Source organism: Xanthovirga aplysinae (assembly GCF_009711365.1).
Classification (GTDB): domain Bacteria; phylum Bacteroidota; class Bacteroidia; order Cytophagales; family Cyclobacteriaceae; genus Xanthovirga; species Xanthovirga aplysinae.
The window spans coordinates 1-12,047 of the sequence record NZ_SMMB01001215.1; the positions used below are offsets into that span (position 1 = coordinate 1).

11 protein-coding genes are annotated in these 12,047 nt (G+C 36.5%); 5 read left to right on the forward strand and 6 right to left on the reverse strand.

The window, feature by feature from the left end; genetic code table 11:
* Nucleotides 1-78: 78 nt before the first annotated feature.
* Nucleotides 79-1,002: a patatin-like phospholipase family protein gene (locus E1171_RS17275; protein ID WP_155207305.1), complete on the forward strand. Its 924-nt coding sequence runs from the start codon at nucleotides 79-81 to the stop codon at nucleotides 1,000-1,002.
* Nucleotides 999-1,616, forward strand: coding sequence for a class I SAM-dependent methyltransferase (locus E1171_RS17280; RefSeq protein ID WP_155207306.1), 618 nt, complete (start codon nucleotides 999-1,001; stop codon nucleotides 1,614-1,616). Before E1171_RS17275 ends, E1171_RS17280 begins: the two co-directional genes overlap by 4 nt.
* Before the next feature lie 120 nt (nucleotides 1,617-1,736).
* Here E1171_RS17280 and E1171_RS17285 read toward each other — a convergent pair whose 3' ends face one another.
* From E1171_RS17285 to E1171_RS17310, 6 genes are all read right to left on the reverse strand, one after another.
* Nucleotides 1,737-2,168, reverse strand: a complete 432-nt coding sequence (locus E1171_RS17285; RefSeq protein ID WP_155207307.1) for a secondary thiamine-phosphate synthase enzyme YjbQ — start codon at nucleotides 2,166-2,168, stop codon at nucleotides 1,737-1,739.
* A gap of 147 nt (nucleotides 2,169-2,315) precedes the next feature.
* Nucleotides 2,316-3,716 (reverse strand): right-handed parallel beta-helix repeat-containing protein, encoded by a 1,401-nt coding sequence (locus tag E1171_RS17290; RefSeq protein WP_155207308.1) that lies wholly within the window; start codon nucleotides 3,714-3,716, stop codon nucleotides 2,316-2,318.
* Nucleotides 3,717-3,910: 194 nt separating this feature from the next.
* Entirely contained in the window at nucleotides 3,911-4,981 is a 1,071-nt protein-coding gene (gene prfA / locus E1171_RS17295; RefSeq protein WP_155207309.1) for a peptide chain release factor 1, read from the reverse strand.
* A gap of 317 nt (nucleotides 4,982-5,298) precedes the next feature.
* Entirely contained in the window at nucleotides 5,299-6,423 is a 1,125-nt protein-coding gene (locus tag E1171_RS17300; RefSeq protein ID WP_155207310.1) for an inorganic phosphate transporter, read from the reverse strand.
* A 69-nt stretch (nucleotides 6,424-6,492) separates the two neighbouring features.
* On the reverse strand, nucleotides 6,493-7,170 hold the full coding sequence (locus tag E1171_RS17305; RefSeq protein ID WP_155207311.1) for an ATP-binding cassette domain-containing protein: 678 nt from the start codon (nucleotides 7,168-7,170) through the stop codon (nucleotides 6,493-6,495).
* A complete protein-coding gene (locus tag E1171_RS17310; RefSeq protein ID WP_155207312.1) occupies nucleotides 7,167-7,481 on the reverse strand; it encodes a hypothetical protein in 315 nt (104 codons plus the stop codon). The genes E1171_RS17305 and E1171_RS17310 overlap by 4 nt, the downstream gene beginning before the upstream one ends.
* A gap of 409 nt (nucleotides 7,482-7,890) precedes the next feature.
* Between E1171_RS17310 and E1171_RS17315 the strand changes: the two genes are divergently transcribed.
* The 3 genes from E1171_RS17315 (at nucleotide 7,891) to E1171_RS17325 (ending at nucleotide 11,966) form a co-directional block, all read left to right on the forward strand.
* Nucleotides 7,891-8,478 (forward strand): RNA polymerase sigma-70 factor, encoded by a 588-nt coding sequence (locus E1171_RS17315; RefSeq protein ID WP_155207313.1) that lies wholly within the window; start codon nucleotides 7,891-7,893, stop codon nucleotides 8,476-8,478.
* Nucleotides 8,479-8,517: 39 nt separating this feature from the next.
* Entirely contained in the window at nucleotides 8,518-9,567 is a 1,050-nt protein-coding gene (locus tag E1171_RS17320) for a FecR family protein (protein ID WP_155207314.1), read from the forward strand.
* Between the two features lie 167 nt (nucleotides 9,568-9,734).
* Entirely contained in the window at nucleotides 9,735-11,966 is a 2,232-nt protein-coding gene (locus E1171_RS17325; protein ID WP_155207315.1) for a peptidase associated/transthyretin-like domain-containing protein, read from the forward strand.
* The last annotated feature ends 81 nt before the right edge of the window (nucleotides 11,967-12,047 follow it).

Consider the following 12,047-nt stretch of genomic DNA (forward strand, 5'->3'; position numbering starts at 1 on the left):
CACAATAATTTTCCCTTCAATTTTAATAGTATAAAATAAATAAATTTTAATACAACTAAAGTAAGTAAAAGGATTTTTATGAATAAAAAAGTTGCATTGGTCTTATCAAGTGGAGGTGCTCGGGGGACTGCCCATATTGGGGTAATTGAGGCTCTTGAGGAAAAGGGTTTTGAGATTGGTTCGGTAGCGGGAAGTTCGATGGGTGCAGCTGTTGGAGGCTTTTTCGCAACAGGGAAATTGGACCTCTATAAGGAGTGGATTTTGCAATTGGATAGATTAGAATTCATAAAACGTATTGATTTTACCCTGAGCTGGCAAGGGTTTATTCGTGGAGAAAAAGTCCTTCGGGAATTGAAAGAAATAATTGGGGATTATCGTATAGAAGACTTGCCTATTCCCTTTACAGCAGTAGCTGCGGATATTCATCATCATAAGGAAGTAGTAATTGAAAAAGGCAGTTTGTTCAAAGCCATACGTGCCTCTATTGGAATTCCTACGATTTTAACTCCTTTTTCTTATTTGGGAACTGATTTGGTAGATGGAGGAATCATTAATCCTATCCCAATAGAGCATGTGAAAAGAAGTCCAAACGACCTTTTGGTGGTGGTAGATCTGAATGCTAATGTGCCTTATGAGAAGCCTTTTGTTTCAAAAATGGAAAATAACAGTGAATACAATAGTCAACGTCAATTGCTTTGGGATCGTTGGAAAAGTAGGTGGAATGATTCAGAAAGTTCTTCAACAGGGAAGGAGATCAAAAAACCTGGTTATTTTGATTTGGTAAATCATTCCTTTGATGTTATGCAAGGTAAACTTTCCCGCTTGCTTTTGGAAGTACATCAACCGGATTTGATTGTGAAAGTTTCAAAAGAGGCATGCGGAACCTTTGATTTTCATAGAGCTGGTGAAATGATAAATGCAGGAAAAAGGGCATTTTACGAAAGCTTTGAAGAGTTTGAAAAAAGAGGTTTGAATTTAACCAAAAAACAGATTGACCTATGAATTTTAAAGAATTAAATAATGAGTTAGGAAACATAGATCTGTATTTACTGGATCAAATTTTGAAAGGAAGGTATTTGCCTGAAATGAAGATTTTAGATGCTGGATGTGGGGAAGGTCGGAATCTGATTTGGTTTTTAAAAAATGGCTATGAAGTTTATGGAATTGATCAAAATCCTTCAGCCGTATTGATGCTACAATATTTGGCCCGTACCATAAGCCGGAAAAATGAAAAAGAGCGTTTTATTACCTCTAAAGTAGAAAATTTGCCTTATTTGGACCATGCTTTTGATGCGGTGATCAGTAATGCGGTTTTACATTTTGCCAATAATAGAATTCATTTTCTCCGTATGTTTGGAGAGTTGATGCGTGTGTTAAAACCTAAAGGAAGTATATTCATTCGTATGGCTTCAGCCATACACCCTCCTTTTGAATTGGAAGATAAAGGCGAGGGAAAGTTTCGACTTCCAGATGAAAGTGTACGTTTTTTATTAACTGAACAGCTTCTTCATGAAATTATGGGGGATTTCCCCCTTCGGTTTTTAGAACCGATGAAAACAGTGAATGTGGATAATGTTCGTTTGATGAGTACTTTGGTATTGGAGAAACAAGAATGATTTAAAAATTAGGAATTAGGAGCTGGGTATTTTTTCTTGTTTTTCCTTTTCTTAAATGAAAAAGATGTAATTTATAACTTTCAATTTATTTAACACTTATTCCAAACTCTTGATTCTTAATTAAATATGCCTTTCCCCCATTAGAGTTAAAACAATCTTTCTGGCTCCTCCCCTATTTCGGTGCTCACAAAGGTAAATTCCTTGCCAGGTCCCCAGGTTTATGCGGCCATTGGTAACTGGAATCATGACGGAACTTCCCAATAAAGAAGATTTGATATGAGCAGGCATATCATCCGGTCCTTCATAGGTATGCTGGTAATAAGGAGCATTTTCAGGAACCATTTGATTAAAGTGGCTCTCAAAATCGCTTCTAACGGTAGGATCAGCATTTTCGTTGATGGTAAGGCTGGCCGAAGTATGTTTTATGAAAACCTGAAGTAATCCCGCAGAAACTTCAGCTATCTCGGGAAACTCTCTTTCAATAATTGGAGTAATGAGATGAAAGCCTCTTTTAAAGGAAGGTAGGGTAATTTGTTTTTGAAAGGTTTTCATGGATATGTTTAACTTTGGAAATAGGAATTAACCGTAGTGATTATTTTTCTCCTAACTTATATTTTTTGTAATTGTAAATTTCACGGGCTATTGACCCATAGGTGCTTCTGTAGAAAAAAACATTAAGTCAGTGGCTCTTTAAGGCTTTTATTCTTCTTCCTTTTCTACAAATTGATATACCCCCAAATCAATAGATTCTTCCCGTGAGTTCCCAGCCAAATCATCATTGATGGTTAAAGGAATTCCCATTCCTATTGCAGGAGATTTATTATCCAAATGATAATCGTAAGCTTCCGAATTGACAAATTTTGGGAAATTTGTTTCTAAAGTATTTAGCAAGTTACCGTCCTTATTAAATTGTTCCAGATTACTTCTAATTAAATTATTGGAAATGTTATCATTTTCAGGGTTATCATCATTGCGGTGGATAAGCAGTTCATTGGAGTTGAAATTTCCCCATATTATATTATTTACCAGGTTTAGTTCTAGGTTATTTTCAATGACTATATCTTCTTCCTGAAGTTCCCAAACATCATAAAATAATAATGCTTCGGCTCTGCTGCCGAAACCTTCCAGTGTGCAATGCTCGTACCGATAGTTACCACCTCCAAAATGGGCAGCCGTAAATAAGTTACAATGATTAATTAGAGTATTGTAGGCATAAATATCAGAATTGATAGCATAAATCCCTGCCGAGTTCATGTTTTCAATGATAGTGTTGGATAAGGTCAAGCCCATTTGTTGGCTTTCTATCAGGTTATAAAGATATATTCCAACATCCCCATTTCTAATAATGGCATAATCAATGATGTTCTGATCACTGTTACCAAGGAAGCTAATTCCTTTCCATTGTCCGGCCGTATCATAATCCTGATCAAGACGTTCATTTCTGAAAAGAACAGGTTCTTCAAGGCTTCCCAATACTTCAAGGGAGCCCTGGATAAAAAGTCCGGCATTGTAATTAAAGTAGATCCGACTCCCCTTTTCAATGGTTAAGGTTTTTCCTGACTTTACCACTAAAGAATCCACGATGACATAGGGTCTATTTGCTGTCCATTGTGTGTTTTCTTCAATATGTTCTCCTTCTTTGTAAAAATGGGCGTCTTGTCCCCAACTGATTAATTTTACATCTTGTTGATTATTTTCAGTTCTAAAATTAATGGAATCTTTCACCAAAAAAGGAAGGTCCTGATCTTTTGGATCAATGGTTATTTCCACCAAAATTTTTAAACTATCTCCTCCATTAAGGACTTCCCCTTCTACGGAGTAACTATCCTTTCCATTGATGAAAAGGTTGTAGGGAGAGTTTCCACCGAGGCCGAGGCTGATTTCCTCTATCCTTACCGCATTTTTATTTGGATTAAAAACCGTAAGTCTTTTATTTACGCTTCCCACAGAGGAAAAAAGAGTATCAAATTGTACGGTATCTTTTGAAAAAGTGAGAGGAAGAGCATTGTCGGTGATGATCACCTCCGAACGAGGTCGGCAAGACCAGTTACTTATAAAAAGGCCTAAACCCAAGATTAGGAACGGTAAGTTTTTTATCATGCTTTTGGATTGAAAGCTAAATATAAAAGTTCCAAAAGTGGAAAACAAAACCTCTTTGGGGGAGAAATTAATTATAATCTATGGGGAAATTATTTTAGAAAAAAGTACAATATCTTCAGCCTAGAGAAAAAATTTAGAGACGCGTAATTTTGCGTCTCTATTTAGTTAATATAATTACTAGCAACTCATTAAAATTACATAGAACCTTCCTTCAATCGTTCCGCGTTTTCGGCCAGCTTTAATTGGTCAATAAATTCACCAATTTCTCCATCCATAACAGTAGGCAAATTGTGAACCGAATAAGAAATACGGTGGTCTGTTACCCGACCTTGAGGATAATTGTATGTTCTAATCTTTTCGGAACGGTCACCCCCTCCTACCATAGAGCGCCTTTGAGCACCTACTTCTTCATTGTGCTTTTGCAATTCAATTTCATACAAACGTGAACGCAGTACCTTCAACGCTTTTTCGAAGTTTTTTATCTGTGATTTTTCATCCTGACAGGAAACTACTAATCCCGAAGGGATGTGCGTAAGACGAATGGCTGAGTAAGTGGTATTTACCGACTGACCACCAGGTCCCGAAGAACAGAAGGTGTCTTTTCGAACATCGTTCATGTCAATTTCTACTTCTACATCGTCCATTTCAGGTAAAACAGCCACTGTAGCTGCAGAAGTATGCACACGGCCCTGAGTTTCAGTGGCCGGTACCCGTTGTACTCGGTGTACACCCGATTCGTATTTCAAATTCCCAAAAACATCTTCGCCAGATACTGTGCTGATGATTTCTTTATATCCCCCGGATGTGCCTTCTGTGAGGTCTAGTACATTTAGTTTCCAATTTTGTTTTTCACAGTATCGCTTATACATTCTGAATAAATCACCAGCAAAAATAGCTGCTTCATCTCCACCTGTACCACTTCTTATCTCTAGAATTACGTCTTTTCCGTCATTAGGGTCCTTAGGAACAAGCATTTGTTTGATTTCTTCTTCCAACTGTTCTTTTTGTGGGCTGAGTTCATCAAGTTCCATTTTGGCCATTTCCCTGTATTCTGGGTCTTTTTCCCTTTCCAGGATATTCTTTGCATCTTGTAGTTGATCTACTACAGATTTATACTGATCGTATTTTTTAACTATTTTGTCCAGGTCCTTATATTCCTTACTAAGTTGAGAGTATTTTTTCATGTCGGACATGGCATCCGGTTGTACAATCAACTGGCTTACTTCCTCAAATCTGGCCTTTATTGCTTCAAGTTTATCTATCATAGGAAAAGCTTTTCTTCGCTACTTAAAAGTCTTTTTCAGTCTGTTAAGAAACAAAATTAATAATTGTGCACCGATTTAACAGGTACATGGGCATAAAATACTACTTTCTCTTATTCAAAAGGGAAAGTTTGCCTTCTTATAATTTAACCGGAAATATGGTAAGATCGTATGTTAAGTCCTCCAGAAGTGGGATTAGAGAGGTGATGGCTAGTGTTTTTAAATTAGTTTTGGCAAAAAGAAGAAAGAAGAAAAGAACTTCTGTGATAGAGGTCCCTTTTCTTTATTAATGAATATAGTCTCAAATGATATATAGAGGGTTATGATAATTGTTGTAGAATTCCATAAAATATGGCACTAAAAATGGCTGCCGATGGCAATGTAAGAAACCAAGACCAAAGAATATTTTTGATCATTTTTACATTCGCCTTTTTAGAAACTGTACCGATTCCAAAAATTGAGCCTACAGAAATGTGAGTTGTGGAAACAGGCATTCCATGAACATTTGCTGTAGTTACTAAAAGACCAGTAATTAAATTGGCTGTAAAGCCCTGACCATTATTCATGGGTGTGATTTTATTTGCCACTACTTCCCCCACTTTTTTGGAATGTACTAAACCTCCAATTGCAATGGCTACGGCAATGGCCAGCATTCCCCATTTTATTTCAAGAGATTGAATGACGAGCAATAATCCTACAATTTTGGGCGTATCATTTAGTCCTCTGGCGAAACTGACAACACCGGCGCTAAGAAAATGACCATAATTTATCAGTTTTTGGAAACTAATGCCGATAAATTGGCCTTGATAAACTTGTACAGAATCAGGCTCCTCTGCCGTCTTTATTGTTTTTTTATGAGTGGCATCAATAGAAGGCAAATTCTTTTTTGGTTCAAATTCGGCTAAAGGTTGGTATTTACCCCCAGCCAGAACACAGATTTTTTTTGTAACTCCTAAGGCCAGGCGAATCTTTCTAAAAAAAAGATAAGTGAGAAGGCTAAGAGTAGCTGCCATCAAAGGGCTGATAATTAAGGGTATCAAAAATGTGCTTACTAGCTTGCTAAAATTGAATGAACTTCCTACAACAATAATCCCACTGCCCAGTAAAGCCCCAACCAGGGAGTGGGTGGTTGAAACAGGCATGCCTACTCGTGAAGCCAAAAAAACTGTAGTTCCTGCCCCTAATGCTATGGATACAGAAAATTCCGGGGCTTGAATCAACTCGTTTGGAATTAGCCCTTTTCCTGAAAAGTTATGAACTAAGGTTTCTGCAAAGAAAATCGCAGCAATAGAGCCCGTGAAAGTCGTAATAGTAGACCAATTTATTGCTCCCCTGTAATGGATTGTCTTGCTTCCAAACAGAGTGGCGACACTTTTGAAATTGTCATTGGCACCATTACTGAAAGCGAGGAAACAAGCAACTATAAAGAGTAAGACTAAGATCATAAGAGTGAATAAGGGAGGGTAACGATAACAAGGTATAAAGGATAAATGGTGGATATCCAAGGAAAGATTTTATTTGGAAAAAGTGCCTTCTGGCACATACAAAATTTCAAGCTCTTGAGGGTTTTGTATGGGTTTGCATGCCCCATCATTTATTAAAAATATACGATCACTTACTTCCAAAATATTTCTGTAATCATGATCGGTAATGATTACTCCCTTTTCATGTTTGTTAGCATTTAGAAGAGCCTTTATTTTATCTTTATGTAAAGGAGAAAGTCCAGAGAAGGGTTCATCCAGTAAAACAAATTTAACGTCTAGACTAAAAAGCAATAATACTTCAAGGTATTTGAGTTCTCCACCCGAAAGTTCATAAACCTTTTTATCAAGGTGTTTATGGATCACTTCATCTTCGATCAGGTTTATTCTTTTTTGCCTATTCCTGATAAACATTTCTATTATTTTCTTAATGGATGTACTCTGAGGTAAAAATTCATGCTGTGGCAGGTAAGCCACTAAATTTCCCTTTAAACAAGGTCGATCATAGGGTTTTTTATCGATACGGATGTTTTTGTCGTAAGTAAATTGAGTGCCAAATATGATTTTTAGTAAGGAGGATTTTCCACAGCCGTTTCTTCCCAAAAGTCCGATAATTTCGTTAGTAGAGCATTTCAAGTAAACATCATTTAAAATCTGACGCTCTCCGAAATTGAGTATTACGCTATCTACTTCTAATTCATGTTTGATCATAAGGCCAGATTCTTAATTCCTAACAGAAATAAAACTAACAGACCATTTAATCCAAATACGGAGATATAAAGTTCAAAACGAGATAATCCCCGATTTAAATAGAAATAGTAGTTTTCTTTAAATCTTAATTCATAAAAAAACAATGATAAGGCAAAACCTCCACTTAAAAGTGACAGGGAAAAGGCTGTAAAATAGTTGTCAATAATGCTTGTTTCATTTGAAGCCATCACACCAAGAAAACCCACAAAAAGGGAAAAGGGCAAATTAAATTTTTGAAGGTCTTTATAAAAGTGAAGTACAATTTTTAGCATATTTTACCCTCTCTTTTTAATAGGTCTAGACCCCTTAAGATACAAATTATCATGTGAAAACAAGATAGAAAGCCAGCTTAGTTTTGCTTTATCACTAAGTTGAAAATGAATGTTTTTTAATTGAATTATTTTTCTTTACCTATTCACAAAATACATTCCACTTTTAAACTTCAAATTTTTCCAAAACCACAAAAAAATCGAGCTTTATATAATATGTTTATATTTTTTGTAATTACTTTTATATTCTTTCTTTCCACCAATTTTAATTATAAATAAGATTGGAGATGTAAGGTGTTAGAATAGAGTAGTTTAAGCTACACTCTTACTAAAAATAAAAAAGGGAGTACTATTTTGTATTGGACTCTTTTCAAAAGATTAATAAGTGAGCTTCTGTAAAAGATAACCAGGGTTGACAGAGAACGAAATCATAGCGGCTATCCAAAAAGGAAATGAGGAGGTATTTGAATCTATTTTTCGAAACCACTATGAACCTTTGTGCATGCATGCTATGCGTTATTTAGAGGATGCGGATGCGGCTGAAGAAGTGGTACAGGAGCTTTTTTACCAAATTTGGCAAAAACGAGAGGAGCTTACAATTAATTCTTCCCTAAAAGCCTATCTTTTTCGTTCTGTACGTAACAGTTGTTTGAATCTTATTAAGCATGAAAAGGTAAAGGAGGATTACAAGAACTATAATCAGCATCGAATAAATGTTGCTGAAAAACAAGTTAGTTTATCGGTAGAGGAAAATGAATTGTCAGGACTTATTATTCAAGCCATAGAAGAACTTCCGGAAGAACGTCGGAAAATCTTTAAAATGAGTCGAAATGAGGGACTTAAATACAAAGAAATTGCACAACACTTAAATATATCTGTTAAAACCGTAGAGGCACAAATGGGTAAGGCTCTTCGCTTTATGCGGGAGCAATTAGCCGAATTTTTACCTGTTTGGGTGCTTCTCCTAGAAGTCCTTTTAAATTTGTTTAAAAAGGGGTAAGGGTAAAGTAAGATTTAGTTGTCTTATAAAAGAAGCCAAATGAAACAAAACTCTGAAAACCATATTGCCTATGACCTGCTGACCAAATACTTGCTCGGTGAGGCCAATGCCGAAGAATGTGCATTGGTGGAACGATGGTTGGAGGTTTCAGAGGAAAATCAAAAGGAATTTTGGCATCTGAAACGAATTTGGTTAAAAAGTGAGCCATTTGACAATAAAAAGACTCAATTTGATGTAGATAAAGCTTGGAACAAGCTTCATGCCCGCATCCATTCGGAAAAAAAAGACGCAAAAACCTATAAACTTACTCCTTCTCTTGAAAGTAAGGACAGAGTTCTTTGGAAAAATTGGTGGAAAATAGCTTCTGTATTGGTTTTAGCTGTGGGATTAGGATTAATATATAAATTTACATCAAACCAAAATCCTACTGCCCCTACCTTGGTGGCTATAAGTACTCAGGAAAATATTTTACAGGATACACTTCCGGATGGATCAATAATTCGCTTAAACCAATATAGTGAGTTAAGTTATCTTTCAAACTTTGCTAAAAATGATCGAAAAGTAGTATTAAGTGGTGAGGCCTATTTTGATGTGGCTCATGACGGATCAAAACCTTTTGTTATTGATGCAGGAGATGCGGAAGTAAGGGTGTTGGGTACTAGCTTTAATGTCCGGGCCATCCCAGAGGAAGAAGAAGTAAGTGTAGTGGTGGAGAATGGAAAAGTACGTCTGAGTAGTCAGATTAAAAAAGATCAAAAAACGGAACTTATAGCAGGTGAAAAGGGAATTTTAAACCAGAAAAAACAAAAGGTTGAAAAAACTCTAGAATTAGATCCTAAGGAGTTGTTTTGGCATAATCGCACCTTGGTTTTTAACAGGACCGAACTTTTTCAGGTTATCCAAACATTAAATGATCTTTTTGACACCGAAATCAGTACCGAAAATAAAAACATCCTGGATTGTCGTTTAACCGCTACCTTTAAAAATGAACCTATAGGAGAAATTTTAAATGTAATTGCAGCTACTTTTGAGTTGGAAGTAATGGTGGAAAATGAAAAAATAACTCTTTCGGGAAGAGGGTGTGATTAGTCTATAATCTATAAAAAAAGATTTTTTAAACTCAAGGTATTATAGATGATGTTCAAATTTTACAAAATGAACTAACCCTAAAAATTTTGATGTAATAAATTCCTTTTTAAGGATACTAAAAAAACATGGTTTTTTTAATAGTGTAATTCCGAAATTTCAAATTTTAAATGTCAAGTAGAACTTTTATCTCCTATGTACTTTTCTCTATTTTCGTTAGCCTACTTTTTAATGGGACCCCGCTAAAAGCCCAAAAACGATTGACCGAAAGAAAAGTCAGCCTGACTGTTCAACAGCAGCCTTTGGAAAAGGCACTTTTATTGATTGGAAAAAATGCCAATTTCCAATTCTCTTACAATGTTGATATTATTCCTGTAGATAGCTTGGTTTCTTTTAAAGTGGTTGACACCAAGGTGAAAAAACTTTTAAGGGAGATTCTTCCAAAAGGAATCATTACCAGAATAAGTGGTGATCACTTAATATTACTTAAAAGGAAACAAAAAAAGGTGCCTCCTCAGTCTTCCAAATATAGCACAGGAGAAAATAAAAGCTACTATATCGTGACAGGTCACATTTATGATGCACGTAGCGGTTTGGGGTTGGATGAAGCCTCCATTTATCAGGTAGGAAAAATGAATGCTGCTCTTTCTAACAGTAGGGGAAGGTTTGAATTAAAAGTAAGTGAACAGGAAGAATATCTGGGATTAGGCTTTAGTAAAGAGAACTTTCAGGATACCATAATAGTAATAAAACCATCTGATAAACCCATAGATATATTTTTGCGGCGAAAAATTGAGACAGTGGAGAATTTGGAAAAACAAGTGGTCCAGGAAAAAAGTCAGCTAGCTCCAGTCGAAAATATTCCCATTGTACAGTTTTTTGTGCCGGATGACCAATTTAAACAAGCTCGAAACCGGTCTGTTTTAGAAAAACGTTTTATTCAACTTTCTCTGGTACCTGGGGTAGGAACGAACTTAAATTCTGGAGGTCTGGCAGATAACCGTATTTCCCTAAATTTGATTGCAGGATATTCTGGAGGTGCCTCCGGCTTAGAAGTAGGAGGAGTTTTAAATATTGTCCGGCAAAATTTAGTCGGTACCCAAATTGCCGGTTTTGGAAATATTGTTGGAGGAAGTAGTAAAGGGTTGCAAATTGCCGGTTTTTCAAATCACAACAGAGGAGAAGTTAATGGGGTGCAAATTGCTGGATTTAGCAACTCTATCACCAGTACCTTAACTGGAATACAAGTGGCCGGATTTAGCAACTTTCTGAAGGGGGAAATGAAAGGAACACAGTTGGCAGGCTTTAGTAATGTGAGTCTTGAAAAGGTGGACGGAATTCAAGTAGCGGGCTTTTCTAATGTGAGTAAAGATGATGTAGAAAAATATCAAATCGCAGGTTTTAGTAATGTCGCCCTCGGTAAGGTAAACGGAATTCAATTTGCAGGTTTTTCTAATTATGCTCAAAAAGATGTGGAAAAAGCTCAAGTATCTGCCTTTAGTAATGTTTCAAGTGGAGACGTGGGTGGAGCACAGGTATCGGGTTTTAGCAATGTTTCCAGGGGGGAAATAGGAGGAGTACAACTTTCTTTTGGAAGTAATGTTGCAAGCGGAGACGTGGGTGGAGCTCAAATTGCCGGAATAAATAATATTGCAAGTGGAAATGTGAAAGGATTGCAACTTTCTCTGTTGAGCAATTTTTCTTCGGGAAATGTGGGAGGCTCTCAAGTTGCGGGCTTCTTTAACTTTGGGAATAAAATTGAGCAAGCCCAGATTTCGGGTTTGATAAATGTTAGTGGAGGGGAGTATGCTGGTGCCCAAATTAGTGGCTTTTTAAACATTGGACGAAAAATAAAAGGTGCGCAAATTGGGGCTTTTAACTTCGCAGATTCTGTTGGAGGCCCCATGGTCGGATTGTTTAGTTATAGTAATAATGGTTATCATCTTTTGGAATTTTCGTCCTCTCCCTTATTTCTTTCAAATCTAACATTTAAAACAGGTGGAAGTCGAGGTTTCTATAATATTATAACCCTTGCCAATCATTCTGAGAAACAAGTAGAACGCTGGGCAATTGGCTATGGGTTAGGATTAAGGCAACAACTCAATCGTACCCTTTCTTTAAACCAGGACCTTATTGCCTACCAAATTTTGGAGGAAGAGGAATGGTTTCCTGATATGAATACCATGTACCGATTTAATCTAAGTTTGGGGATTCGGATCAATCGAACTTTTACTTTGGCTATAGGGCCGAATTTAAATCTGCAAATATCCAGGTGGAGGGATCCAGAAACAGGGGAAAGCCTTTCACAACTAGCGCCATATACCTTGCGTGAATTCACCTACAGGGATACAGATTTTCGACTGTGGTTAGGTGGACAAGCTGCTTTGAGAATACAGTGGTAAAGTGGTTGTCTTAAAAATGGAGTTAATTTGTTTTATAATAAGTAGGGAGATTAAGGATCTTATATAAAGGATAAGTGCGGT